The 22,875-nt window shown below is 69.2% G+C and carries 29 protein-coding genes; 23 read left to right on the top strand and 6 right to left on the bottom strand.

Annotated elements, in window-relative coordinates:
- Positions 1 to 19 precede the first annotated feature (19 nt).
- A complete protein-coding gene (locus MWU52_RS10100; RefSeq protein ID WP_246951635.1) occupies positions 20 to 1,597 on the top strand; it encodes a DUF5928 domain-containing protein in 1,578 nt (525 codons plus the stop codon).
- Between the two features lie 126 nt (positions 1,598 to 1,723).
- Here the strand turns inward: MWU52_RS10100 and MWU52_RS10095 are convergent, their stop codons facing one another.
- Positions 1,724 to 1,954, bottom strand: a complete 231-nt coding sequence (locus MWU52_RS10095; protein ID WP_246951633.1) for a hypothetical protein — start codon at positions 1,952 to 1,954, stop codon at positions 1,724 to 1,726.
- A gap of 182 nt (positions 1,955 to 2,136) precedes the next feature.
- Here MWU52_RS10095 and MWU52_RS10090 point away from each other — a divergent pair, with 182 nt between their 5' ends.
- From MWU52_RS10090 to cobJ, 9 genes are all read left to right on the top strand, one after another.
- Positions 2,137 to 2,508, top strand: a complete 372-nt coding sequence (locus MWU52_RS10090; protein ID WP_246951632.1) for an HIT domain-containing protein — start codon at positions 2,137 to 2,139, stop codon at positions 2,506 to 2,508.
- A gap of 8 nt (positions 2,509 to 2,516) precedes the next feature.
- Positions 2,517 to 3,242: a DUF3750 domain-containing protein gene (locus MWU52_RS10085; RefSeq protein WP_246951630.1), complete on the top strand. Its 726-nt coding sequence runs from the start codon at positions 2,517 to 2,519 to the stop codon at positions 3,240 to 3,242.
- Positions 3,243 to 3,294: 52 nt separating this feature from the next.
- Positions 3,295 to 3,891, top strand: coding sequence for a LysE family translocator (locus MWU52_RS10080; RefSeq protein ID WP_246951628.1), 597 nt, complete (start codon positions 3,295 to 3,297; stop codon positions 3,889 to 3,891).
- 200 nt (positions 3,892 to 4,091) lie between these two features.
- Complete coding sequence (locus MWU52_RS10075) at positions 4,092 to 4,310, top strand: DUF6732 family protein (protein WP_246951625.1); 219 nt, start codon at positions 4,092 to 4,094, stop codon at positions 4,308 to 4,310.
- Positions 4,311 to 4,333: 23 nt separating this feature from the next.
- Positions 4,334 to 5,509, top strand: coding sequence for a sirohydrochlorin chelatase (locus MWU52_RS10070; RefSeq protein WP_246952851.1), 1,176 nt, complete (start codon positions 4,334 to 4,336; stop codon positions 5,507 to 5,509).
- A gap of 246 nt (positions 5,510 to 5,755) precedes the next feature.
- A complete protein-coding gene (locus tag MWU52_RS10065) occupies positions 5,756 to 6,385 on the top strand; it encodes a precorrin-8X methylmutase (RefSeq protein ID WP_246951623.1) in 630 nt (209 codons plus the stop codon).
- A 153-nt stretch (positions 6,386 to 6,538) separates the two neighbouring features.
- Positions 6,539 to 7,744: a precorrin-6y C5,15-methyltransferase (decarboxylating) subunit CbiE gene (cbiE, locus tag MWU52_RS10060; protein ID WP_246951621.1), complete on the top strand. Its 1,206-nt coding sequence runs from the start codon at positions 6,539 to 6,541 to the stop codon at positions 7,742 to 7,744.
- Positions 7,741 to 8,436, top strand: a complete 696-nt coding sequence (gene cobI / locus MWU52_RS10055) for a precorrin-2 C(20)-methyltransferase (protein ID WP_246951619.1) — start codon at positions 7,741 to 7,743, stop codon at positions 8,434 to 8,436. Before cbiE ends, cobI begins: the two co-directional genes overlap by 4 nt.
- Positions 8,427 to 10,208, top strand: a complete 1,782-nt coding sequence (gene cobJ / locus MWU52_RS10050; RefSeq protein ID WP_246951617.1) for a precorrin-3B C(17)-methyltransferase — start codon at positions 8,427 to 8,429, stop codon at positions 10,206 to 10,208. The genes cobI and cobJ overlap by 10 nt, the downstream gene beginning before the upstream one ends.
- A gap of 68 nt (positions 10,209 to 10,276) precedes the next feature.
- Here cobJ and MWU52_RS10045 read toward each other — a convergent pair whose 3' ends face one another.
- Positions 10,277 to 10,720 carry an SgcJ/EcaC family oxidoreductase gene (locus tag MWU52_RS10045; protein ID WP_246951615.1) on the bottom strand — a complete coding sequence of 148 codons (444 nt, stop codon included), beginning with the start codon at positions 10,718 to 10,720 and terminating at the stop codon, positions 10,277 to 10,279.
- A gap of 17 nt (positions 10,721 to 10,737) precedes the next feature.
- Here MWU52_RS10045 and cobM point away from each other — a divergent pair, with 17 nt between their 5' ends.
- The 3 genes from cobM (at position 10,738) to MWU52_RS10030 (ending at position 12,954) form a co-directional block, all read left to right on the top strand.
- Positions 10,738 to 11,505 carry a precorrin-4 C(11)-methyltransferase gene (cobM, locus tag MWU52_RS10040; protein WP_246951613.1) on the top strand — a complete coding sequence of 256 codons (768 nt, stop codon included), beginning with the start codon at positions 10,738 to 10,740 and terminating at the stop codon, positions 11,503 to 11,505.
- Positions 11,506 to 11,596: 91 nt separating this feature from the next.
- Complete coding sequence (locus MWU52_RS10035; RefSeq protein ID WP_246951611.1) at positions 11,597 to 11,962, top strand: hypothetical protein; 366 nt, start codon at positions 11,597 to 11,599, stop codon at positions 11,960 to 11,962.
- A gap of 137 nt (positions 11,963 to 12,099) precedes the next feature.
- A complete protein-coding gene (locus tag MWU52_RS10030; protein WP_246951609.1) occupies positions 12,100 to 12,954 on the top strand; it encodes a D-amino-acid transaminase in 855 nt (284 codons plus the stop codon).
- Between the two features lie 93 nt (positions 12,955 to 13,047).
- Here the strand turns inward: MWU52_RS10030 and MWU52_RS10025 are convergent, their stop codons facing one another.
- The 3 genes from MWU52_RS10025 to MWU52_RS10015 all read right to left on the bottom strand — a co-directional run bounded on the left by MWU52_RS10025 (position 13,048) and on the right by MWU52_RS10015 (position 14,502).
- Positions 13,048 to 13,377: a hypothetical protein gene (locus tag MWU52_RS10025; RefSeq protein WP_246951607.1), complete on the bottom strand. Its 330-nt coding sequence runs from the start codon at positions 13,375 to 13,377 to the stop codon at positions 13,048 to 13,050.
- Between the two features lie 68 nt (positions 13,378 to 13,445).
- Entirely contained in the window at positions 13,446 to 13,757 is a 312-nt protein-coding gene (locus MWU52_RS10020; RefSeq protein ID WP_246951605.1) for a DUF1244 domain-containing protein, read from the bottom strand.
- Positions 13,750 to 14,502, bottom strand: coding sequence for an N-formylglutamate amidohydrolase (locus tag MWU52_RS10015; RefSeq protein ID WP_246951603.1), 753 nt, complete (start codon positions 14,500 to 14,502; stop codon positions 13,750 to 13,752). Before MWU52_RS10015 ends, MWU52_RS10020 begins: the two co-directional genes overlap by 8 nt.
- A 160-nt stretch (positions 14,503 to 14,662) precedes the next feature.
- Here MWU52_RS10015 and pyk point away from each other — a divergent pair, with 160 nt between their 5' ends.
- The 10 genes from pyk (at position 14,663) to MWU52_RS18095 (ending at position 21,625) form a co-directional block, all read left to right on the top strand.
- On the top strand, positions 14,663 to 16,108 hold the full coding sequence (gene pyk / locus MWU52_RS10010) for a pyruvate kinase (RefSeq protein WP_246951601.1): 1,446 nt from the start codon (positions 14,663 to 14,665) through the stop codon (positions 16,106 to 16,108).
- A gap of 1 nt (position 16,109) precedes the next feature.
- The gene (locus MWU52_RS10005; protein WP_246951599.1) at positions 16,110 to 16,412 is read left to right on the top strand and encodes a hypothetical protein; all 303 of its coding nucleotides are present in this window, start codon (positions 16,110 to 16,112) and stop codon (positions 16,410 to 16,412) included.
- The gene (locus tag MWU52_RS10000) at positions 16,409 to 16,768 is read left to right on the top strand and encodes a VOC family protein (protein ID WP_246951597.1); all 360 of its coding nucleotides are present in this window, start codon (positions 16,409 to 16,411) and stop codon (positions 16,766 to 16,768) included. Before MWU52_RS10005 ends, MWU52_RS10000 begins: the two co-directional genes overlap by 4 nt.
- A gap of 317 nt (positions 16,769 to 17,085) precedes the next feature.
- Positions 17,086 to 17,286 (top strand): 50S ribosomal protein L35, encoded by a 201-nt coding sequence (rpmI, locus tag MWU52_RS09995; RefSeq protein WP_246951595.1) that lies wholly within the window; start codon positions 17,086 to 17,088, stop codon positions 17,284 to 17,286.
- A 12-nt stretch (positions 17,287 to 17,298) separates the two neighbouring features.
- Positions 17,299 to 17,658 (top strand): 50S ribosomal protein L20, encoded by a 360-nt coding sequence (gene rplT / locus MWU52_RS09990; RefSeq protein WP_246951593.1) that lies wholly within the window; start codon positions 17,299 to 17,301, stop codon positions 17,656 to 17,658.
- 77 nt (positions 17,659 to 17,735) lie between these two features.
- Complete coding sequence (locus MWU52_RS09985) at positions 17,736 to 18,221, top strand: N-acetyltransferase (RefSeq protein WP_246951591.1); 486 nt, start codon at positions 17,736 to 17,738, stop codon at positions 18,219 to 18,221.
- Between the two features lie 54 nt (positions 18,222 to 18,275).
- Positions 18,276 to 18,950 carry an SGNH/GDSL hydrolase family protein gene (locus tag MWU52_RS09980; protein ID WP_246951589.1) on the top strand — a complete coding sequence of 225 codons (675 nt, stop codon included), beginning with the start codon at positions 18,276 to 18,278 and terminating at the stop codon, positions 18,948 to 18,950.
- 39 nt (positions 18,951 to 18,989) lie between these two features.
- Positions 18,990 to 19,775, top strand: coding sequence for a TerC family protein (locus tag MWU52_RS09975; protein ID WP_246951587.1), 786 nt, complete (start codon positions 18,990 to 18,992; stop codon positions 19,773 to 19,775).
- A gap of 24 nt (positions 19,776 to 19,799) precedes the next feature.
- The gene (gene pheS / locus MWU52_RS09970; RefSeq protein WP_246952849.1) at positions 19,800 to 20,864 is read left to right on the top strand and encodes a phenylalanine--tRNA ligase subunit alpha; all 1,065 of its coding nucleotides are present in this window, start codon (positions 19,800 to 19,802) and stop codon (positions 20,862 to 20,864) included.
- Positions 20,807 to 21,625 carry a methyl-accepting chemotaxis protein gene (locus MWU52_RS18095; RefSeq protein WP_246951585.1) on the top strand — a complete coding sequence of 273 codons (819 nt, stop codon included), beginning with the start codon at positions 20,807 to 20,809 and terminating at the stop codon, positions 21,623 to 21,625. Before pheS ends, MWU52_RS18095 begins: the two co-directional genes overlap by 58 nt.
- Here MWU52_RS18095 and MWU52_RS09960 read toward each other — a convergent pair.
- Complete coding sequence (locus tag MWU52_RS09960) at positions 21,622 to 22,875, bottom strand: lytic murein transglycosylase (RefSeq protein WP_246951583.1); 1,254 nt, start codon at positions 22,873 to 22,875, stop codon at positions 21,622 to 21,624. The genes MWU52_RS18095 and MWU52_RS09960 overlap by 4 nt on opposite strands.

The raw sequence follows: 22,875 nt of genomic DNA, 5'->3' as shown, positions 1-22,875 counted from the left end.
GTTCGTAAAACGTTAAGGCATGGCCAAGATCGCCTTCATCCTTCTGTGCCATCGCGATCCGGACGCGATCATCCGCCAGGCCGAGGGTCTGACGGCGACGGGCGACTGCGTGGCGATCCACTTCGACGCCCGCGCCCCGGCATCCGCCTTCGCCGCGATCGAGGCGGGGCTGCGCGACAATCCGAATGTCGTCATGGTCCGCCGCCGGGTGCGCTGCGGCTGGGGGGAGTGGTCGCTGGTCCGCGCCACGCTCAACGCGCTCGAAGCGGCGGTGGAGGCGTTCCCCCGGGCGACGCATTTCTACATGCTGTCGGGCGACTGCCGCTCGATCAAGTCGTCGGATCACGCGCACGCCTTCCTCGACGCGCGCGATGTCGACTACATCGAGAGCTTCGACTTCTTCACGTCCGACTGGATCAAGACCGGGATGAAGGAGGACCGGCTGATCTATCGCCACCTCTGCAACGAACGAACCCACAAGCGCATTTTCTACGCCCTGCTGGAGCTGCAGCGCCGCCTGGGGCTGGAACGCGCGATCCCCGCCGACATCGACGTCATGATCGGATCGCAGTGGTGGTGTCTGCGCCGCGGCACGATCGAGAAGATCCTGGCCTTCGCCCGCGACCGCCGCGACGTGATGCGCTTCTTCGCGACCACCTGGATCCCCGACGAGACGTTCTTCCAGACCCTCGTGCGCCACCTCGTTCCGCGTGGCGAGATCGACCCGCGCACGCTGACCTTCCTGATGTTCACCGATTACGGGATGCCGGCGACCTTCTACGACGACCATTTCGACCTGCTGCTCAGTCAGGATTTTCTCTTCGCGCGCAAGATCTCGCCCGAGGCGGCGGACCTGAAGGAACGGCTGGCCGATCTGTGGACCTCCGGGCGCACCGAGTTTCCCGTGGCCGGCGATGGACGCCGTCTGTTCACCTACCTGACGCAGCGCGGCCGCGAGGGCCGGCGTTTTGCCCCGCGCTTCTGGGAGCGTTCGGCCACGCTGGGGCGCGACCGCGAACTGGTGGTGCTGATCTGCAAGAAATACCACGTCGCCAAGCGTCTGGCACAGGCAATCCGCGACCATCAGGTCATGCCGGCCATCGACTACCTCTTCGACGAGGAGGACACCTGGATGCCCGACCTCGGCGGCATCGAATCGACCCTGCCCAAGCGCCACCGGCACCGCCGCGCATTGTTGCGGATGCTGTTCCGCCGTACCGGCTCGGACCGGTTGGCGATCTGCCTCGACCCGGTCAATTACGACCTGTTGCTGGACCTTCATTCCGACCGTGCGACGATCCGGACGCTTCTGATCGACTGCGACTACAACGAGGTCTATCTCGAAGGGCACGCGGCGCGCATCGGCCTGATCGGCGCGCAGACGCCGCGCACGACGATCGAACGCCTGATGCCGACGGTCGCGCAGGACTTCGCCTCCGAGACAATGCGCATCCGCGAGTCCGACCTGCCCGACCTGCACCGCATCGCCCAGAGCGCGCCGGTCGAGGCCAACGCCCATGTTCTGGAACTGGCCCTCGACCTCGATACCGACACCGCCCGCGCTCTGGCCGAGACGCCGTATCTGTTCGACGACTGAAGGCTGCCGAGATTGTCACGCCCGCCCATCCGGGGCCGTGGCGTGGCGATATGCGGGCACCGCGCCCGTTCGCCGGCGAAGCTGTCGGGACGGACCGGGATGGAGCCCTCAGACCCGTCCGATGGCCTAGCGCGTGGCGTGCATCACCCGCACGTTGCCGTGCCAGTCTTCGGTCGGGGTTGGTCCTATATCTTCCTGCACCACCCGTTCCGGCGGCAGGGGTCCATAGAGGATGTGCAGCCCATGGGTCGCCGCGAACGCCAGCGCGAGCGCCGGAACGAGCCAGGAGATGCCCTTGAACCTTGGCGGGCGGGGGGACGTGGTCGGCGTATGTCTGGCAATTGTGATCATGTTCATCGCAAGCCTCCGTCGCATGTTTCATCGAATGTCGCGCAGGGCCGAGATAGGGGGCGACGGAGCGCAAGAGAAACGAAGGTTGTTGATGCGATGGATCAACATGGGTCATCCGTCCGACCCCCATTGCCCTTGCCGCCCCGCCCGCGCCAAACTGCCTTGACCCAAGGACCGGAGCGCCCCGCATGCCCACCTATGATGACCAGAACATCTTCGCCCGTATCCTGCGCGGCGAGATTCCGAACGACACCGTGGCCGAGACGGACCACACGCTCGCCTTCAACGACATCACGCCGCAGGCGCCGGTCCACGTGCTGGCGATCCCGAAGGGCGCCTATGTCGACTACGCCGATTTCCACGCCCGCGCGCCGGAGGCCGAGATCGCGGATTTCCACCGCACCTGCGCCGCAATCTGCGCCGACAGGGGGCTGACCGAAAACGGTTTCCGCGCCATCACCAATGCCGGCGCCCATGGCGTACAGGAAGTGCCGCATTTCCACCTTCATCTGATCGGCGGGCGGCCGCTCGGGCGGATGCTGGCGCGGCCGGAGGCGTGATCGCGCGCATGCTGCGGCGTCTCCTGCGCGCCTTCGCGCTGTGCTTCCTGCTGCCGCTGGCGGCTTCGGCGATCTGGTGGACGGCGCAGGACCGCCCCGACAGCTGGCGCGCGGCCGACTGGTCCGCCTCGGGCGTCCTGCCGGCCGCCGCCGATGTTCCCGGCGCGGCGATCCACGTCATGGCTGCGCGCACCGGCGGGATGAAGGGGGCCGCCTCGGTCCATTCCTGGCTGGTCTGGAAACGGGCGGACACCCGCTGGACCCGGGCCGAGGTCGTCGGCTGGGGCCGGCCCGTCCGCATCGACGCCTATGCCCCGGACGCGCGCTGGTATTCCAACGCACCTTACATCGTTGGGACGGTGACCGGCGCGGATGCGTCGACCCTGATCGGACGGATCGAGGCGGCCATCGACACGTATCCCTGGAACGACACCGGGACCTATCGCATCTGGCCCGGTCCGAACTCCAACACGTTCGTGGCCCATGTTCTGCGCGAGGTGCCGAAGATCGGCGTGACCCTGCCGCCCCATGCCGTCGGCAAGGACTGGCTGGGTCACGGTCCGCGTGCCCTGCGCGATGCCGGCGGCGACCTGCACCTGTCGGCCTGGGGCTACGCCGGTCTGTCGCTCGGGCCACGGTCCGGCATCGAGGTAAACCTCATGGGCCAGGCCTTCGGCCTCGACTTCGCGCGACCGGCGCTCAAGCTGCCCGGCATCGGCCGCGTCGGAAGCTGAAGCCGCAGGTTCCGGGTCGTGTCGCCACCCGCCCGGCGGGCAGTATGGGCACATGATCCAGACCACGCTCGCCCTTCTGCTGTTCCTCGCGCCGCTGGCCTACAGCCCCGGTCCCGGCAACCTGTTCTTCGCCGCGACCGGCGCGCGGTTCGGCTTCGCGGCCACCTGGCCTGCGCTGGCCGGATATCACGTCGCGACCTGGATCGTGACGCTGGCCATCGGTCTGGGCCTCGCCGCCGCGCTCCGCGACCACCCCGAGGGGATGCGCGCGATGCGCGTGGCGGGGGCGGCCTATGTCCTCTGGCTCGCCTGGCGGATCGCCTCCGCCGGCCCGCTGGACGAGACCGGCGACGCGGCGCGCGCGGGCTGGATCTCGGGCGCGGTCCTGCTGATCCTGAATCCGAAGGCCTATGTCATCATCGCCCTGATGTTCAGCCAGTTCCTGTCGCGCTTCCCGCTCGACCCGACCGCGACCGTGGTTCTCGTCACCACGATCTTCACGCTCAACAATCTCGTGGCCTTCGCGCTCTGGTCGCTCCTGGGGGACCGGCTCGCGGCGCGGTTCCGCTCTGAACGGGGTGCGCGGGGGCTGAACCTGACCTTCGGCGCGTTGCTGGCCGGGGTCGCGGTCTGGATGCTGCTGGCCTGACGCGTCGCGCGCCGCCCCGCCCGTGTCGGAAATCGCGTTGCGTCGACGTTCCGCCCCGGCTAGCCCTTGGCGCATGACGACGCCCCGCACGGGGCCGGACAGGTGGCCGCAGACCGCCGACCCCGACCGGGGGCGGAACGCGGCATCGTCACCGCGCCGGCGATCCGATCGGGGCCCTCACGCTCGTGAAAGGCCCGACCATGCGCTTCCCGATCCTGCTGACGCCCGCGATTCTGGCCGCGGGGCCCGCCGCCGCCCATACCGGTCATATCGGCGAACTTGCGGGCCACGACCACTGGGTGCTGGGCGTGGGCCTCGGCGTCATCGCGGGCGCCGCCGTGATCGGTTGGCTCAAGGGCGACAAGGAGAGCCCCGAGCCGGAGGCCGAGCCGGAAGAAGAGGCGGAGCAGCCCGCGTGAGGAAAGGCCCGAAAACCGGCGTCATGATCTGCGGCCACGGCTCGCGGTCGCAATCGGCGGTCGACGAATTCGCCACCCTGGCACAGAAGCTGCCCGCCCACCTGCCGGATGACTGGCTGACCGATTACGGCTATCTCGAATTCGCCAACCCGGTGATCCGCGACGGCCTCGACCGCCTGCGCATGGCCGGCTGTGACCGGATCCTCGCCGTGCCGGGCATGCTGTTCGCCGCGATGCACGCCAAGAACGACATCCCCACGGTGTTGAACACCTACGCCGCCAAACACGGCATCGCGATCAGCTACGGGCGCGAACTCGGCGTCGACCCCAAGATGATCGCCGCCGCCGCCGCCCGGATCGAGGCGGCGCTCGACGACGACGTCCCCCGGCACGACACCTGCCTCGTGGTCATCGGTCGTGGCGCCTCCGACCCCGATGCCAACGGCAACGTCGCCAAGATCGCGCGCATGCTGCACGAGGGGCTGGGCTTCGGCTGGCTGGAGGTCGGGTATTCCGGCGTCACCTTCCCCCTGGTCGAGCCCTGCCTCGAACACGCCGCGCGGCTGGGCTATCGACGTATCGTCGTCTTTCCGTACTTCCTCTTCTCCGGTATCCTGATTGATCGCATCTACGGCTTCACCGACCGCGTCGCTGCCGCCCATCCGGGGATCGAGTTCGTCAAGGCCGGCTATCTCGGCGACCACCCGAGGGTCCTCGAGACCTTCGCCGAACGCATCCTCGAACAGGACGCCCCCGTGCCGCCCCCGAACTGCGCCGCCTGCGCCTACCGCGAACAGGTGCTCGCCTTCGACGACGGGCGCCACGTCCACATCCCGCCCGGGGCACGCGACCATCCCGCATTCGGCGCCGTGCCGCCCGCGGTGTGCGTGACCTGCAAGTACCGCGCCCAGGTCCTGGGCTTCGAGGGCGAGGTCGGCGCCATCCAGGAAAGCCACCACCATCACGTCGAAGGGCAGGGCGCCTCCGCCCCCGGTTCCAACGTCGCCGATTGCACGCTCTGCGATACGTTCTGCACCGGCCTCTGCCGCCTAGAGGCGCAGAAGGGGCATCACCAAGATCACGGCCATTCGCACGATCACGGCCACGATCACGCGCATGGCCACGATCACCACCACGCCGCCTATCCTCATGCCGACCACCCGCATGGCCCGGAATCGGCCCGGAAGACGCGGGCATGAGATCGGCTGGTAGATCGCGACGGACCGCCCCCGGGGGACGGGCGCTATTGCAGGGGCAGGGGGCGTGGCAAGGGTCGGTCGATCCTGACCGAAGGGCCGCGACGATCCGGCCGGCGCCCTCCTGGCATATGGCTGTCATCCCCACCAGGCCCCGCTCTGCCCGCGCCGCGCAGCCTCGCCATGCGGGTCCCCGGCGTTCGCTTCGTGAAACGTCCCGTATCCAGCCGCCCCACAAGGACGACATCCATGCGTCCCTATGAACGCGACTCTGCCGCCATCTACGCCGCCAGCTTCGCCACCGTCCGCAAGGAGGCGTCCCTCTCCCGCTTCCCCCGGGACATGGCCGAGATCGCGGTCCGCGTCATCCACGCCTGCGGCATGGTCGAGATCGCCGACCGGCTGGATCACAGCGACGACGTCGCCGTCTCCGCCATCGCCGCCCTGCGCCGGGGCGCCCCCGTCTATGCCGATTGCGAAATGGTCGCCGCCGGCGTCACGCGCCGCCTGCTGCCCGGCACCGACATCCGCTGCACGCTGAACGATCCGCGCGTGCCCGACCTCGCCCGCGACCTCGGCACCACCCGTTCCGCCGCCGCCGTCGACCTGTGGGACACGGGCGGCGCCATCGTTGCCATCGGCAACGCGCCCACGGCGCTGTTCCGCCTCCTCGAACGCCTCGACGAGGGCGCGCCGAAACCGGCCGCGATCCTCGCTTTTCCCGTGGGCTTCGTCGGCGCCGCCGAGAGCAAGGCCGAACTCGGCCTCAACCCTCGCGCCACCCCCTACCTCACCCTGCGCGGCCGCCGCGGCGGCAGCGCCATGGCGAGTGCGGCGGTCAACGCCATCGGCATTCTCGCCGGCGGGGGCATGCAGTGATCCGGTCTTCCTCTGGCAACAGATACCTTGGGGGGGCCGCAGGCCGGGGGCCGCGCCCCCTCCACCGCGCCGATCCGTGCGCCAGCCCCGCGTTTCGCGCGTCGGAGTCGGATCACCCGTGGATCCCCCGCCATTCACCCGAGACCGCATCCCATGGCTGACGCCCCGTGGCTCCACATCGTCGGCATCGGCGAGGACGGCCTCGACGGCTTGACCCCCGCCACCCGCGCCGTGGTGGAGGCCGCCGAGATCATCGTCGGCGGCGACCGCCACCACACCTTGTCCGACCGCGTGACCGCGCGCCGCGTCGCCTGGCCCAGTCCGTTCGACGCGCTCATCGGCACGCTGGAAGCCTTTCGCGGCCAGCGGGTCGTCGTCCTCGCCACCGGCGATCCGTTGTGGTTCAGCGTCGGCGCCCGCATCGGCCGCGCCATCCCCGCGGGCCAGATCGCCTATCACCCGCAGCTCTCGGCCTTCCAACTCGCCGCGGCCCGCATGGGCTGGTCCATGGCCGATCTGGAGACGCTCACCGTCCATGGCCGCCCGGTCCATCAGATGATCGCCTTTATCCAGCCCGACGCGCGTCTCCTGATCCTGACGACCGGCGCGGAGACCCCTGGCCAGATCGCGAAATTCCTGGCCGAGCGCGGCTTCGGCCAGTCCCGCATGACCGTCCTCGCCAACATGGGCGGCCCGTCCGAGTCGCGCTTCGACGGCATTGCCGAGACTTGGGATCACGAGGTCCCCGCCTTCAACACGCTCGCCGTCGACTGCATCGCCGCCCCCGATGCGGCATTGCTGCCGCGGGTCCCGGGCCTCGCGGACGACCTCTTCCGCAGCGACGGCACCATGACCAAGCGCGAGGTCCGCGCCGCCACGCTGGCCAAGCTGATGCCGATGCGCGGCGCGCTCCTGTGGGACATCGGAACCGGCTCCGGCTCGGTCGCGATCGAATGGATGCGCGCCGCCCGGTCCGCCCGCGCCATCGGCATCGAACCCCGTGCCGACCGCCGCGCCATGGCGGCCGAGAACGCGCTGGCCCTGGGCGCCCCCCGCCTCGACCTGCGCGACGGAAAGGTCCCCGAAGCCATCGCAGACCTGCCCGCGCCCGATGCCGTCTTCATCGGCGGCGGCCTGTCGGAGAGGGTCTTCGACGCCGCCCATGCCGCGCTGAAACCGCTGGGCCGGCTGGTCGCCAACGCGGTGACCCTTGAATCGGAGCAGGTCCTGATCGCGCTCCACGAGAAGCATGGCGGCGAGCTTGTGCGGATCGGCGTCGAACGCGCCGAACCGGTCGGGCGCTTCCGCGGCTGGCGCCCGTCGATGGGCGTCACGCAATGGTCGCTGGTCAAGCGATGAGCGGTGTCCTCTACGGCGTCGGCCTCGGCCCCGGCGATCCGGATCTGATCACCCGCCGCGCCGCGCATCTGATCGAGACGGCGACAACGGTCTGTTATCCGGCCCTCGCGGGCGGCGACAGCCTCGCCCGTGGCATCGCCGCCGACCTGATCCCCGAGGGTGCGACCGAGATCCGCATCGACGTGCCGATGACCCGCGACCGTGCGCCTGCGCAGGCCGCCTATGACGACGGCGCCGCGCGGATCGCGCAGGCCCTGGAACACGGTCGGGACGTCGTCTGCCTCTGCGAAGGTGATCCGTTCTTCTACGGCAGCTTCATGTATCTCTTCTCCCGTCTGAAGGATCGCTTTCCGGTCGAGATCGTGCCGGGCGTCACCTCGCTCACGGCCTGCGCCGCGCGCGCCGCGCTGCCCCTGACGGCGCGGAACGAGGTCATGTCGATCCTGCCCGGCCCGTTGCCCGACGACGCCCTGCGCAGCCATCTGCGTGCCGCCGACACGCTCGTACTGATGAAGGTCGGACGCCACCTGCCGCGCCTGCGCGCGCTGCTCGCCGCCGAAGGGCTGGACGGCACCTATGTCGAACGTGCGACGCTGGGTGCGGAACGCATCCTGCCCTTGGCCGAAGCGCCGGACGACGCGCCCTATTTCTCCATGATCCTCGTCACGAAAGGCGCCGATCCATGGCTCTGACCCCCATCGTCCTGTGTCTCAACTCCGCGGGCGAGGACACGGCCCGCCGCGTTGCCGAAGCCCTCGATTGCCCCCTTCACGGCCGCGCGGACCGGACCGGGGCCGATGTCACGTTCCCCGATGCACTGATCCATATCCGCGACCTCTTCGCCGCAGGGCACCCGATCATCGGCATCTGCGCCAGCGGTATCCTGATCCGTGCGGTGGCCCCCATGCTGGTCGACAAGACCACGGAGCCGCCGGTCATCTCGGTCGCCGATGACGGTCGCGTCGTGGTCCCCCTTCTCGGTGGGCATCGGGGCGCCAACCGGCTGGCGCGGACCGTGGCCGACGCCTTGGGCGGGGTCGCCGCCGTCACAACCGCGGGCGACGTGGCCCTTGGCGTGGCACTGGACGAGCCGCCGGCGGGCTACGTGCTCGCCAACCCGGAGGACGCCAAGCCCGTGATGGCGGCGCTCCTCTCCGGCGGCGGCGCGCGGATGACGGGCGAGGCCCTGTTCGACCTGCCGCGGGGCGACGCGGTCGAGATCGCCGTGACCGAAACCGCCGAGCCGGGCGGTTCCGCCAGGCTGGTCTACCATCCGCTGCGCCATACGCTCGGCGTCGGCTGCGCCCGCGATGCCGACCCGGCGGAGTTGTGGGAGAACGTGCAGGCCGTCCTGGCCGAAGCGGGCATCGCGCCCGGTGCCGTGTCCAGCGTCAACACGCTGGACCTGAAGCTGGACGAGCCGGCGATGAACGCGCTCGCCGCCCGACTGGATCGCCCCCTCCGCGCCTTCGCGGCCGACGAACTGGCGCGGATCGAGGTGCCGAACCCGTCCGACGTGGTCCGGGCGGAGGTCGGCACGCCTTCGGTCGCCGAGGCCGCCGCGCTGGCCGCGGGCGGAGGCGAGATCGTCGTGGCCAAGCGCAAGACCGCGAACACCACCGCCGCGCTCGCCTGTGCCGCCGACCCGGTCACCAGCCATAAGGGCCGCCCGCGCGGGCGGGTCAGCATCGTCGGCATCGGCCCGGGCCAGTCCGGCTGGCGCACGCCCGAAGCCTCGCGGCTGATCGCCGAGGCCGAGGAACTTGTCGGCTATGGCCTATACATCGACCTGCTGGGCCCGCTGGCGGCCGGCAAGCCGCGTGCCGACTTTCCGCTGGGGGGCGAGGAGGCGCGCTGTCGTCACGCGCTGGAGCGGGCGGGCGAGGGACAGAACGTCGCGCTGATCTGTTCGGGCGATGCGGGGATCTACGCCATGGGTGCGCTGGTGTTCGAACTGATGGCGCGGACCGATGACAGCGCGGTGACGGACGCGGCACGGCGCGTGGAGATCGTCTGCACCCCCGGCGTCAGCGCCCTGCAGGCCGCAGCGGCCCGCGCGGGCGCCCCGCTGGGCCATGATTTCTGCGCCATCTCGCTGTCGGACCTGCTGACGCCGCGCGAGGATATCGTCCGGCGCCTGCGCGCCGCGGCCGAGGGCGATTTCGTCATCGCCTTCTACAACCCGGTGTCGAAGCGCCGCCGCGACCTGCTGCCGATGGCCCGCGACATCCTGCTGGAGCACCGCCCCCACGACACGCCCGTCCTGCTGGCCACCTCGCTGGGACGGCCCGAGGAGCATCTGCGCTATCGCAGCCTCGACGCGGTGGACGTGGACGAGATCGACATGATGACCGTCGTCCTGGTCGGATCGTCCAACACACGGCTCGTGCGCACCGGCGACGGCAAGCGGATGTTCACGCCGCGCGGCTATGCCCGCAAGATGACCGGCGGAGATCTGGCATGAGGGGCGAACGGGGGCGCCGCCCCCCGGCCTGCGGCCGTCCCCCGAGGTATTTCGGGCCAGAGGAAGGATCACGCACGGTAGTCGCGTGGCGACAGTTTTCCGTCCGTCGAAAGATGGGTTTCGGCGCCGGGAACGACGTCGGTGTTCTGGGCGGCGACGGCATGCCAGCATTCCGCGTCGCGGTGCAGGACGAAGGACAGGATCGTCGTGCGCGCCTGCGCCTCGGTCCCGTCGGGCGCGAGCTGACCCGACAAGCGCATTCGCGCGTGGATCAGCGCCACGTCGCCCATCACGCGGATCTTCACCCGCCCGGACACCAGACGCGACCGCGCGAAGAAGCTCTCGAGCGCATAGCTGTGGGCCTTGGCAATGGCGTCACCGTCCTCCCACCAGATCCCGACGACGTTCACGAAATCCGCATCGGCGACGAAGAGGTCGGCCAGTGCGGTCCCGTCCCGGGCCATCCAGGCGGCGACGAAGGCGGGAACGAAATCTTCGGGATGCACGATCATGACGGGGAGCCTAGCACATGACGGTTCATTTTATCGGTGCCGGTCCGGGTGATCCGGAACTTCTGACGCTCAAGGCGCAGCGGCTGATCCGGTCCTGTCCGGTCTGCCTCTATGCCGGATCGCTGGTGCCCGAGGCGGTGGTGGCCGAGGCCCCGGAGGGCGCGCGCGTGCTGGATACGGCGGTGATGACGCTGGACGAGACCCATGCCGAGATCGCGGCCGCCCATGCCGCGGGCCAGGATGTGGCGCGGGTTCATTCGGGCGATCCGTCGCTCTACGGTGCGATCGCCGAGCAGATCCGCCTTCTGCGCCGCGACGGCATCCCCTACGACATCACGCCGGGGGTGCCGGCCTACGCGGCCGCGGCCGCGGCACTCGGGCGCGAGCTGACGGTGCCGGAAGTGGCGCAATCCATCGTCCTGACGCGGGTCAGCATGAAATCCACCTCGATGCCGCCGCGAGAGACGCTGGAGAATTTCGCCCGCACCGGCGCGACGCTCGCGATCCATCTGGGCATTCGAAACCTGCGCGAGATCGAACGCGTGCTGCGCCCGCATTACGGCGGCGACTGTCCGGTGGTCGTGGCCTACCGGGTCGGCTGGCCGGACGAGGCGTTCCTGCAGGGGACGTTGGCCGACATTCACGGCCGGGTCCGGGCCGCCAAGATCACGCGGACCGCGCTGATCCTGGTAGGTCCCGCCCTGGGCGAGGTCGAGGCGTTCCGCGACTCGGCGCTCTACGACCCTTCGATGCCGCATGTGCTCCGCCCGCGTCCCCGCGCCTGACGCCTGCGCCGGCGAAGTTTCGGGAACCTGTCACGTGCTTTTCACGTTTGTCTTCCAGTCTCCGGTCGGAGACCCGGTTGGGGGACCGAAAATGGACGATTCCACACTGAACTATCTGCCCAAGGAGGTGCGCGACGGCTTGGCGCGCGCCCGTGATCGCGACCGGCGCGCGACCGGCGGCCGGATGCGCGTGCATGTCGGCGAAGACTGGTATCCGATCGCGGCCTACGACGACGAGGGGTTCGAGGTCGCCCTCGACGTGGCGCCCAAGCTTCGCGGCCTGGTCGAGATCCACGAGGGGGCGCAGCTTCTGCGGTCGGTCCTGATCGTGGCCGCCGCGCCGACCGACACGACGATGCGTTACGTCTTCAAGCGTGCGACGGCCGCACGCGATGCCGCACCGCTCGATTATGTCAGGTCGGGAACGGACCCGGTGGGCCTGCTGACCGCGGGTTAGTTCCAGCGCCGGCTTTCCGAGCGCCGGGGTTTGGAATGGCGTCTGCGCCAGGGGCGCGCGTCGCTCGCGCGGCATCCGCAGGCTTGACCGCCAGGGGTGCCACCCGCAAGAGGGTGCCGACACCAGCGGAGGACCCCATGCGCACCGTCTACGTGAACGGAGAGTTCCTGCCCGAGGATCAGGCCCGCATCAGCATCTTCGATCGCGGGTTCCTATTCGCCGACGGCGTCTATGAGGTGACGAGCGTCCTCGGTGGCAAGCTCGTCGATTTTCCGGGTCATGCCGCGCGCCTGACGCGGTCGCTGGATGCGCTCGACATGCGCAGCCCCGTACCCGAGGAGGATCTTCTGGCAATCCACCGCGATCTGATCGCGCGCAACGGCATCGAGGACGGCCTGGTCTATCTGCAGGTCACGCGTGGCGCGGCCGACCGGGATTTCCTCTATCCGCCCGATGACACGCCGCCGACCCTCGTTCTGTTCACGCAGGCGAAGCCCGGTCTGGCGGACAACCCTTTGGCCCGGACGGGCATGTCCGTGATCACGATCCCCGACCGCCGTTGGGGTCGTCGCGACATCAAGACGGTCCAGCTCCTCTATCCCAGCATGGGCAAGATGATGGCCCGGGCCGAGGGGGCGGACGACGCTTGGATGGTCGAGGACGGGCACGTGACCGAAGGGACCTCGAACAACGCCTATATCGTCAAGGACGGCACCATCGTCACACGGCAGTTGGGCGAAGAGATCCTGCATGGCATCACCCGCAGGGCGGTCCTGGGGTTCGCCCGCGAGGCACAGATGCGCGTCGAGGAACGCCCGTTCACGGTAGAGGAGGCCCGCGCGGCGGACGAGGCCTTCATCACCTCGGCCTCCAGCTTCGTGACGCCCGTGGTGCGGATCGATGGGACCGCGGTCGGGGATGGCACCCCCGGCCCGGTGGCGGCGCGGCTGCGCGAGATCTATATGGAGGAGAGCCGGAAGGCGGCCATCTAACCTGGGTCGAGGGGGGGTGCCGTCCCGGTCGCGTGCGCCCGGACGGGGCCAGCGAAGGAGAGAAGCGCGACGGTCGAGACGGCGTAGCGCGGGTCAGTTCCGCCGACCGAAGCCGTCGACGATCCCCTGGAGCAGACCCCCACCTCGCAGGATGGAGGCGATACGGTTCGCCTTTTCGCCTTGGGAGCGGTTCGAGTGGATCGCATTGTCGAGCAAGACCACCTTCCGGTTGGAAAGCCGCGACATGTCGACCGCGCCGAAGCCGAAATGGCGCAATTCGCGGGCGACATGGGCGCGTTTGCCGGTCAGCGGCATCGGCTGCACGACCGTGGGCGGCGGGTCGATGAACACGCCTTGGGCCACGGCGGGCACGGCGAGCGGACCGGCGCAGACCAGCGCGGCGATGATCAGGGTGCGTGTCATATGCGCTCCTTCCGAGGGCAGTCTAGCGCGCGGGCGCCCGGTTCCAAAGTCAGCGATCCGTGAACGGATCACTCCTGTCCGACGTTGCGGGCGAAGCTCTCCTGAAACGCGGCTTGCGATGCCGGGTCCGCCTCGGTCTGGTGACGCGATTTCCATTCGGACATCGACATGCCGTAGAATGCCTCCCGCGCCTCGTCCTTGGACATATCATGTCCACGCTCGGCCGCGGCCTCGCCGTACCATCGCGACAGGCAATTCCGACAGAACCCGGCCAGGTTCATCAGGTCGATGTTCTGCGCGTCGGGCCGGTCCTCGATTAGGTGTTGGCGGAGGCGCCGGAAGGCGGCGGCCTCGACCTCGATCCGGGTGGCATCATCCATCTGGGTCATCGCGAACATCCTCCAATGCGGCTTCCAGGAACGGGGCGAGGCGCTCGGCCCAGTGACGCTGCCCTCCATCATCCGAGATGAGGTCGTTGCGCAGCTCGATCAAGACATGCAGCCGTCCGGTGGACAGTGCGTGCCGGTCCATCGCATCGCCCGGCAGATGACCGCCATAGGGCTCGTTTATCCCCACGCAGAGGCTGCCATCGGCCTCGAGCCGCGCGATGAGCGGGTCCGACAGGCGGCGGTCGCCGGCGAACAGCACGCCGACCTGCCAGGGACGCGGCGGACGGTTCCGCAACTGCGGCGTGAAGCTGTGGATCGAACAGATGACCGGATCGTCCCGGGCGGCCAGAACCTCGGCCAGGGCGTGGTGATAGGGGCGGTGGAACAGTTCCAGCCGCCGCTCCCGCTCGGTCGCGTCAGAATGGCGGTTGGCCGGAATGATCGTGCCGTCATAAAGCCGCATCAGAAGGGTCGGGTCGTCCTCGCCCCGGTTCGGGTCGATCACGAGGCGCGAGAAATCCGACAGGACGGCGGTTCCCCCCAGTCGTGCGGCCAGATGCCGGGTGACGCCGGCGGCGCCGACATCCCACGCGATGTGACGCGCCATGTCGGCGGGCGCGATGCCCAAGTCGCCACCGGCCACCTCGGGGGGGACGCGGTTGGTCGCGTGGTCGCAGGTGACGACCCAGCGGCCGGTGGCATCGGGGTTCACGATCTGGACGGGCGGGACGGGCATGTCCGCACCCTTAAGGCCGCGAACCGGGGTGGGCCAGCCCTTTGCGCCGGCCGAATCCCCGGTCTAGGGTTCGCGCGAACCCACACGTGGATGTTGCACCCCGTCCGCCATCAGGGCAGAGGTGCGAGCGCTAACGCCCCGATCCGAAGGAATGCGCCCCATGAGACGCCATCGCAACGTCAAGATCGTCGCAACCCTCGGCCCCGCCTCCAGCGACTACGACACCATCCGCGCGCTGTTCGAGGCCGGCGCGGACGTGTTCCGGCTGAACATGAGCCACGGGGATCACGAGGATATCCGGTCGCGCCACAACATCATCCGCGATATCGAGCGGGATACGGGCCGGCCGATCTGCATCCTGGCCGACCTGCAGGGGCCCAAGCTGCGCTGCGGCGCCTTCGAGGGGGATTCGGCGGAGATCGAGGAGGGCCAGTCCTTCCGCTTCGACCTGGATGACGCGCCGGGGGATTCGACGCGCGTGCAATTGCCACACAAGGAAATCTTCGAGGCGCTCACGCCGGGGTCGACGCTTCTGGTCAACGACGGCAAGCTGCGCCTCAGGGTCGAGGAATGCGGCGACGACTTCGCCGATTGCACCGTCGTGACCGGCGGCACGATATCGAACCGCAAGGGCGTGAACGTGCCCGACGTCGTCCTGCCGCTGGCGGCCCTGTCCGAGAAGGATCGCAAGGATCTGGAGTTCGTCTGCGGACTGGGCGTCGATTGGCTGGCATTGTCCTTCGTGCAACGCGCCGCCGACGTGGAGGAGGCGCGCGAACTCGCCCAGGGCCGCGCCGCGATCCTGTCGAAGATCGAGAAACCCGCCGCGGTCGAGGCCTTCCAGGAAATCCTGGACGTGTCCGACGGCATCATGGTGGCGCGCGGCGACCTAGGCGTGGAGTGTCCCGTGCAGGCCGTCCCCCCGATCCAGAAACGTCTGATCCGCCAGTGCCGCGCGGCTGCCAAGCCGGTCATCGTGGCCACCCAGATGCTGGAATCGATGATCGACAGCCCGATGCCCACCCGGGCGGAGGTGTCGGATGTCGCGACCGCCATCTACGAGGGGACGGACGCGATCATGCTCTCCGCCGAATCCGCCGCCGGGTCCTACCCGATCGAGGCGGTCCGCACGATGAACGCCGTCGCCGAACAGGTGGAGGGCGACGGCACCTATCGCGAGATCATCGAGGCGAGCCGGTCCTCCGTGCTGACTTCGACGGCCGACGGCATCGTCGCCGCCGCGCGCGAGATCGCCGAGACGACCGACATCAAGGCGATCTGCTGCTTCTCGCATTCCGGCTCGACCGCGCTCAAGATCAGCCGCGAGCGTCCGCGCGTCCCGATCATCGCGCTGACCCCGATTACGGAAACGGCGCGGCGGATGGTTCTGTCCTGGGGGTGTCACTGCGTGCTGACGCAGACGGTCGAACGCTTCAAGTTCGCCGTCGTCTCGGCCGTGCGCGCGACCAAGGCCGCGGGCTTCGCCGAGGGGACGGATCAGGTCGTCGTGATGGCCGGCATCCCGTTCAACGTCCCGGGGTCCACCAACATCCTGCGCGTCGCACCCTGCGACGAACGCCAGATTTTCGGGGCCGAGGCCGACTGACATGGACACGCCGACGGGCGCGCCCGGCGTCTGGTGGGCGAAATTCCCGGCCCTTCCCAATCTCGGCCTGCCGCCGCCCGGCGACCCGGACGTCATGGTCGTGGTTTCCGTCGTGCTGGCGGCGATGGGTCTGACAGCGCTCCTCTCGGCACGGATCGACGGACGACGCAGCTATGCCAGCCTCTTCGCCACGGGGCTCGCGGCGGCATTGATGGCCTGGGTCTGGGAAAGCGACCGCGAGGGGTTCGGCTGGCTGACGGTGCCGATGGCGTTCGTGGAACTGTTGGCGCGGGTGATCCGGTGATCGCGGGGCTCCACCACCTGCAACTGGCGATCCCCGAGGGCGGGGAGGATGCGGCGCGCGGCTTCTACGCCGGCGTGCTGGGCCTGACCGAGGTGCCCAAGCCCGCGGCGCTGCGCGGTCGCGGCGGGCTTTGGTTCGAGGGGCCGGGCCTGCAACTTCATCTGGGCGTCGACCATCCGTTTCGGCCCGCGACGAAGGCGCATCCCGGACTCCGCGTCGACGACCTGGATGCCGCCACATGCCACTTGGACGCGCAGGGCGTGTCCTGGCGCCGCGACATCGACCTGCCGGGCCTGCGCCGCGTCTATGTCGACGATCCGCATGGCAATCGAATCGAGTTGCTGGAGCTTGTCTGAAGGCTTGGTCGGATTTCGGCTTCGCGATTGCCGTAGTCCGGTTCCGTGCGGCCGCTTTCGAATCCGGGATCTGGGCCGAGGTACGTTTTTGCTTCCGGGCTGGCCATTCGCATCGCTTCTCATGCAAGCGAATGCCCCGGCCGCCACTTTCCCCCGGATCGGCCAGCGGTGCCTCGACCGGCGACCCGGCGCAGGCACGTTCCCCGGCCCGGAGCGGCCCTTGCCAAGCCCCGCCGACCCCGCTACACGGCGCGCTCGAATGCCCGCGGGCCCGGCGATTGGGATGCCGAGGTCCGCGTTGGATAAGGAGACACGAAATGCCCAAGATGAAGACCAAGTCGAGCGCGAAGAAGCGCTTCAAGGTGACGGCGACGGGCAAGGTCCTCGCCGGCCAGGCCGGTAAGCGCCACGGCATGATCAAGCGCCACAAGAAGTTCATCCGCGATGCGCGCGGCCTGACCACCCTGTCCGCCCCTGACGCGAAGATCGTCAAGGGCTTCATGCCCTACGATCGCTAAGGAGGAGATGACATGAGCCGCGTAACCTCCGGTAAGGTCACCCACGCCCGCCACAAGAAGGTCCTGACCGCTGCGAAGGGCTATTACGGCCGTCGCTCGACTACCTTCAAGGTCGCCGCCCAGGCCGTCGACAAGGCGAACCAGTACGCCACGCGCGACCGTAAGAACCGCAAGCGCAACTTCCGCGCCCTGTGGATCCAGCGGATCAACGCCGCCGTCCGCGCCCACGATGCCGAGATGACGTATTCGCGCTTCATCAACGCGCTGTCGAAGGCCGGGATCGAGGTCGACCGCAAGGTCCTGGCCGACCTCGCCGTGCACGAGCCCGATGCGTTCGCTGCGATCGTCGATCAGGCCAAGGCCGCCGCGTAACCGGTTTCGGATCGGAATTGACGGATCAGGGCCCTTTCGGGGGCCCTTTTTCGTGTCCGGGGGGATAGGCTGTCCTCATGCTGATCCGACCCGAAGCCCCCGACGACCATGCCGGCATACATGCGATGACCCGCGCGGCCTTCGCGGTCGCGCCGCATGCGGACGGGGACGAGCCGGAGATCGTCGACCGCCTGCGTGCCGATGGCGACCTGGCGCTGTCGCTCGTCGCCGTGGATGGCGCGCTTGCGGGGCATGTCGCCTTTTCGCCCGCACGGCTGCAGGTGCCGGGCATGTGGCTTGCGCTCGGACCTATCTCCGTACACCCCGACCGGCAGCGGCGCGGAATCGGCACCGCCCTGATCGAGACCGGGCTGGCGCAGCTGCGCACCGGCGGCGCGGCCGGGTGCGTCCTCCTCGGTGATCCCGACTATTACGGGCGCTTCGGGTTTTGCAGCGATCTGGGGCTGACATATGCCGATCTGCCGGCGCGGCATGTCCAGGGTCTGGCCTTCGGTGCGGTCCAGCCGACCGGGCCCGTCCGCTTCGCTCCGGCCTTCGGCTGAAACCATGGCGTGCCCGGCATCGTTCCTGAAAGACCCCAGCCGCCCGGAGGCGTCATGCGCCCTTTCATCCTTCTGCCGCTGATCCTGACCGCCTGCGCCGCGGCCGGCCCCAGATCCGACGACGCGATCCTCGCCATCGGCGACAGCGTGATGGCCTGGAACGGTGCGCGCGGCATCCCCGAGGCGCTGGAAGCCGCGATCGACCGTCCGGTGACCGACGCGTCGCAATCGCTGGCGCAACTCACCAATCCGAACGACCTCGCGGGTCTGGCCGGCTTCGACATCTCGGAGCAGTTCCGCGGCGACGGCTGGGACTGGGTGGTGATAACCGGCGGTGGCAACGACATCCGTGACGCTTGCCGCACACCGGCCGAGGCGCAGGTGCTGGACACCATCATCTCGCCCGACCTGGACGGCGACCTGCCGGACCTGATCGCCCGCATCCGGGCCACCGGGGCCAATGCCGCGTTCGTGGGATACTACGACGGGGCGGCGGCGGAACCGACGGGCTTCACCCCCTGCCAGCCGGCCTTCGACAGGATGAACGCGCGCCTGGCGCGTCTTGCCGCGCGCGATCCGGGTTTCCTGTTCCTCGACGCGGGCGATGTGATCGACCCGCGCGACACCGGCCTCTACGCGCCCGACCTCGTTCACCCCAGCCCGCGCGGGTCCGCGCTGATCGGCACGGCGCTGGCCCGCGCCATACGCGCCGTCGAGGCCGGAGGCTGACGCCCGCGGAACCGCACCGCGCGGCCCGCGTTCGCCCCCATGCTCGACCTCCTCGCCAGCCCCGAAGCCTGGGCCGCCTTTGCCGCGCTCGTGACCCTGGAAATCGTCCTTGGGATCGACAACCTGATCTTCATCTCAATTGTCGCCGGCAAGCTGCCGGAAGGGTCGCGCGACAAGGCCCGCAAGATCGGAATCGCCTTGGCCCTCGTGCTGCGCCTCGTCCTTCTGGCGGGCATTGCGTGGATTGTCGGGCTGACCGCCCCGGTGATCGACCTCGGCATCGAAGGCACGCCCGGCCTGCACGGCGAGCCCAGCTTCGAGACCGCGTTCAGCTGGCGCGATCTGATCCTGATCGCCGGCGGGCTGTTCCTGACATGGAAGGCCACCAGCGAAATCCGCGAGAAGCTGAACCCCGGAGAGACCGCGACCGGTAAGCCCCGCGGCGCCAGTGCGGCCTTCGGCACCGTTCTGATCCAGATCATCCTGCTGGATCTCGTGTTCTCCGTCGACTCGATCCTGACCGCCGTCGGCATGACGGATGAACTGCCGATCATGGTGGCCGCGGTCGTGGTGGCCGTCGGCGTCATGTTCGCCGCGTCCGGCCCGGTCATGCGCTTCGTCGCCGATAACCCGAGTGTCATCATGCTGGCCCTCGCCTTCCTGCTGATGATTGGGATGGTCCTGATCGCGGACGGGTTCGGGCGCCACGTGCCCAAGGGCTACATCTATTCGGCCATGGCCTTCGCGGCCCTGGTGGAGAGCCTGAACCTGTTGGCCCGCCGCCGGAACCGCCGGTTGCAAGGCAAGACCACGCAGGCTAGCTAGCCCCGGTTCTCTGAGGGCTGGATGATGGAAGACCTGCGCGAAAAGTATCTGGATCGGATCAAGGCCGCCGAAGACGAGGGCGCGCTGGAAGACGTCCGCCTCGCGGCGATCGGCAAGAAGGGCGAGGTCGCGTTGAAGATGCGTGAACTCGGCAAGATGACCCCCGAGGAGCGCAAGGATGCCGGCCCGCGCCTGAACGCCCTGAAGGACGAGATCACCTCGGCCATCGCCGCGCGCAAGGCCGGGCTGGAGGATGCGGCGCTGGACGCGCGCCTGCGCACCGAATGGCTGGACGTCACGCTTCCCGCGCGCACCCGGCGCCGCGGCACGATACACCCCATCAGCCAGGTCACCGAGGAGGTGACGGCCATCTTCGCCGATATGGGGTTCAGCGTCGCCGAAGGGCCGCAGATCGAGACGGACTGGTACAATTTCGACGCGCTGAACATGCCCGGCCACCATCCCGCGCGGGCCGAGATGGACACGTTCTACATGGCGCGGCAGCCAGGCGACGATCGGCCGCCGCATGTGCTGCGCACGCATACGTCGCCGGTCCAGATCAAGACGATGGAGGCGCAGGGCGCACCGCTGCGCGCCATCTGTCCGGGGCGTGTCTATCGTGCGGATTACGACCAGACGCACACCCCCATGTTCCACCAGGTGGAGGGGATCGCAATCGACCGCGACATCTCGATGGCGAACCTGAAATGGTGCCTCGAGGAGTTTTGCCGCGCCTTCTTCGAGGTCGACGAGATCGCCCTGCGGTTCCGCGCGTCGCATTTCCCGTTCACCGAACCTTCCGCCGAGGTCGACATCCGCTGCTCCTGGGAAGGCGGGACGCTGAAGCTGGGCGAGGGCGACGATTGGCTGGAGATCCTGGGAAGCGGAATGGTGCATCCCAAGGTGCTGGCGGCGGGTGGCGTCGACCCGGACGAATGGCAGGGGTTCGCCTTCGGTCTGGGCATCGACCGCATCGCCATGCTGAAATATGGCATTCCTGACCTTCGGGCCTTCTTCGACAGCGATCTGCGGTGGCTGAAGCACTACGGCTTTGGGGCCCTTCGCGCGCCGGCGCGACACGCCGGTTAAGGTCTTGGCAGCACGGTCCCGCTAACGGTCGCGGCATCCCCGCGCCGAAACGCATATCGAACGACAATCCTCCGCCGCCCGGGCCCTTCGATGACCGGGCACCATCGCTCTATGCCACCGAGACGATCGCCGCGATCGGACGGACGCGCGGGCTGGCCTATGGCATCGGGCTGCTCGCCCTGCAGGCCGCCACCGCGGAGACGGAGGCGGAGCGGACGCAGCATCTGGTGGACCTCGTGGAACTTCGCGAATCCTATCTCGCCGCGGTTCGGCCGGTGATCGACCACGGCGCGGATCCGGCGCTGGAAGCTCACGCCCCGGCGGCGCGACGGATCGTGGTCGATTTTGCGCGACGGATCCGGGGGTTCGGTGATCCGCCCCGGGCCATGCGGCGATCCGACGCCGCGCAGTTCGCGACCGATACACGGGTACGGATCGTGCCGGCGATGAACGACGTGATGGGCGCCCTTCAGCAGCGTGCCCGCGGCGACGCGGCCCGCAATTTGGCGCGCGTGTCGGAACGGGCCGCGCTTCTCGATGCGATGCTGACGGATATGGGCCGGATCGGTCGCATGATCGGCATGATCTCCATCAATGCGTCGGTTGAGGCGGCGCGGGCCGGCGGCCCCTCCGGTCGCGCGTTCCGGGTCATCGCCGAGGAGGTGCGCGACCTCGCCCGCCAATCCTCGGACCTGTTGACCCGGATGCGTCAGCGCGTGAACGAAGACACCGGCACGGCGCGCGAGGGTGGCGCGGGCTAGCGGCTCCGAAGACGGTCCAGAAGATCGGGGTCGACATAGCCGTCGGGGACCAGACCCTCCGCCTGCTGCCACCGCTGGATCGCGTCCAGCGTGTCGGGCCCGATACGCGCATCGATCTTCAGCGGGTCAAAGCCGGCCGCCCGCAGCCGCTCCTGCAGCTCGATGCGCTCGCCATGGGTCAGCGCCCGGTCGCCACGTGGCCAGCCCGACGCAAGCGGCGGCGCCCCCGCAAGGCGGTCGGCCAGATGCCCCACACCGATCACATAGGCGTCGGCGGTGTTATAGGCCTCGAGCACGCGGAAATTCGCGAAGGTCAGGAAGGCCGCGCCCTCGTGCCCCGCAGGCACGCGGATCGACGCGGGGCCGCCCTCGGGTAGCGCACCGCCGGTCGCCGATCGGACGCCCAGGGCCGCCCAGTCGGACGGCACTTTCTCGACCCGCTCTCCCGTCAGGCGATAGTCGAACCCGTCGGGCAGGATCACCTCCACGCCCCAGGGCTGCCCCTTGGTCCAGCCATTCGCGGCCAAGTATGCGGCGGCCGAGGCGAGCGCGTCCAGCGGTGCGTCGCCCCAGATGTCGCGCCGGCCGTCGCCGTCGAAATCGACCGCGTGTTCCAGATAGGAGGCCGGCATGAACTGGGTGTGGCCCATGGCGCCTGCCCAACTGCCGCGCATCGCCGCAGGCGTGGTCTCGCCGTCCTGCAGGATCCGCAGCGCCGCCAGCAGCTGTTCCTCGAAGAACGCCCCCCTGCGGGAATCCGCGGCCAGCGTCGCCAAGGCCGACAGCGTGGGGATGTCGCCGCGGAATGCGCCATAGCTGCTCTCCAGCCCCCAGATGGCGGCCACGATCTCCTTGGGGACGCCATATCGATCCTCGATTGCGATCAGCGCGTCCCGGTGCCGTTCGATCGCGCGACGGCCGTTCGACACCCGCAACTCGCTGACGGCCGCGTCCAGATAGTCCCAGATGGTCTTGGTGAACTCGGTCTGGCTGCGGTCGCGGCGGATCACGTCGGGAAGCCGTCGCACGTCGGACAAGGCCCGCTCGAAGGTCGCGGCGTCGATCCCGGCGGCCAGCGCGCGCATGCGAAATTCGCCGACCCACGTCGTCAGGTCCGCCGTGGAAACACGATCCGGCCGCGCCTGGGGTCGAACGGTCCCGCCGGTCTGCGCGCCGGCCCAGTGCGGGTCCGCCGCGAGAAGCAACAGGGCGAGCGGCCCGCCGATTGCGCGTCTAGCCCGCGTCGTCAT

Source organism: Jannaschia sp. S6380 (genome assembly GCF_023015695.1).
Classification (GTDB): domain Bacteria; phylum Pseudomonadota; class Alphaproteobacteria; order Rhodobacterales; family Rhodobacteraceae; genus Jannaschia.
This window is presented reverse-complemented; position numbering and strand designations above follow the sequence as displayed.

Excerpts from the sequence above, each read along its gene's own strand:
- cobM (WP_246951613.1), top strand. The coding sequence starts at position 10,738 with ATGACGGTTCATTTTATCGGTGCCGGTCCGGGTGATCCGGAACTTCTG.
- MWU52_RS10095 (WP_246951633.1), bottom strand. The coding sequence starts at position 1,954 with ATGAACATGATCACAATTGCCAGACATACGCCGACCACGTCCCCCCGC.
- MWU52_RS10100 (WP_246951635.1), top strand. The coding sequence starts at position 20 with ATGGCCAAGATCGCCTTCATCCTTCTGTGCCATCGCGATCCGGACGCG.
- rplT (WP_246951593.1), top strand. The coding sequence starts at position 17,299 with ATGAGCCGCGTAACCTCCGGTAAGGTCACCCACGCCCGCCACAAGAAG.
- cobI (WP_246951619.1), top strand. The coding sequence starts at position 7,741 with ATGAGCGGTGTCCTCTACGGCGTCGGCCTCGGCCCCGGCGATCCGGAT.
- MWU52_RS10075 (WP_246951625.1), top strand. The coding sequence starts at position 4,092 with ATGCGCTTCCCGATCCTGCTGACGCCCGCGATTCTGGCCGCGGGGCCC.
- pheS (WP_246952849.1), top strand. The coding sequence starts at position 19,800 with ATGGAAGACCTGCGCGAAAAGTATCTGGATCGGATCAAGGCCGCCGAA.
- MWU52_RS10035 (WP_246951611.1), top strand. The coding sequence starts at position 11,597 with ATGGACGATTCCACACTGAACTATCTGCCCAAGGAGGTGCGCGACGGC.
- rpmI (WP_246951595.1), top strand. The coding sequence starts at position 17,086 with ATGCCCAAGATGAAGACCAAGTCGAGCGCGAAGAAGCGCTTCAAGGTG.
- MWU52_RS09985 (WP_246951591.1), top strand. The coding sequence starts at position 17,736 with ATGCTGATCCGACCCGAAGCCCCCGACGACCATGCCGGCATACATGCG.
- MWU52_RS10070 (WP_246952851.1), top strand. The coding sequence starts at position 4,334 with ATGATCTGCGGCCACGGCTCGCGGTCGCAATCGGCGGTCGACGAATTC.
- MWU52_RS10085 (WP_246951630.1), top strand. The coding sequence starts at position 2,517 with ATGCTGCGGCGTCTCCTGCGCGCCTTCGCGCTGTGCTTCCTGCTGCCG.
- MWU52_RS10015 (WP_246951603.1), bottom strand. The coding sequence starts at position 14,502 with ATGCCCGTCCCGCCCGTCCAGATCGTGAACCCCGATGCCACCGGCCGC.
- MWU52_RS09980 (WP_246951589.1), top strand. The coding sequence starts at position 18,276 with ATGCGCCCTTTCATCCTTCTGCCGCTGATCCTGACCGCCTGCGCCGCG.
- MWU52_RS09975 (WP_246951587.1), top strand. The coding sequence starts at position 18,990 with ATGCTCGACCTCCTCGCCAGCCCCGAAGCCTGGGCCGCCTTTGCCGCG.
- cbiE (WP_246951621.1), top strand. The coding sequence starts at position 6,539 with ATGGCTGACGCCCCGTGGCTCCACATCGTCGGCATCGGCGAGGACGGC.
- MWU52_RS10045 (WP_246951615.1), bottom strand. The coding sequence starts at position 10,720 with ATGATCGTGCATCCCGAAGATTTCGTTCCCGCCTTCGTCGCCGCCTGG.
- MWU52_RS09960 (WP_246951583.1), bottom strand. The coding sequence starts at position 22,875 with ATGACGACGCGGGCTAGACGCGCAATCGGCGGGCCGCTCGCCCTGTTG.
- MWU52_RS10080 (WP_246951628.1), top strand. The coding sequence starts at position 3,295 with ATGATCCAGACCACGCTCGCCCTTCTGCTGTTCCTCGCGCCGCTGGCC.
- MWU52_RS10020 (WP_246951605.1), bottom strand. The coding sequence starts at position 13,757 with ATGGATGATGCCACCCGGATCGAGGTCGAGGCCGCCGCCTTCCGGCGC.
- MWU52_RS10090 (WP_246951632.1), top strand. The coding sequence starts at position 2,137 with ATGCCCACCTATGATGACCAGAACATCTTCGCCCGTATCCTGCGCGGC.
- cobJ (WP_246951617.1), top strand. The coding sequence starts at position 8,427 with ATGGCTCTGACCCCCATCGTCCTGTGTCTCAACTCCGCGGGCGAGGAC.
- MWU52_RS10030 (WP_246951609.1), top strand. The coding sequence starts at position 12,100 with ATGCGCACCGTCTACGTGAACGGAGAGTTCCTGCCCGAGGATCAGGCC.
- MWU52_RS10065 (WP_246951623.1), top strand. The coding sequence starts at position 5,756 with ATGCGTCCCTATGAACGCGACTCTGCCGCCATCTACGCCGCCAGCTTC.
- MWU52_RS10005 (WP_246951599.1), top strand. The coding sequence starts at position 16,110 with ATGGACACGCCGACGGGCGCGCCCGGCGTCTGGTGGGCGAAATTCCCG.
- pyk (WP_246951601.1), top strand. The coding sequence starts at position 14,663 with ATGAGACGCCATCGCAACGTCAAGATCGTCGCAACCCTCGGCCCCGCC.
- MWU52_RS10025 (WP_246951607.1), bottom strand. The coding sequence starts at position 13,377 with ATGACACGCACCCTGATCATCGCCGCGCTGGTCTGCGCCGGTCCGCTC.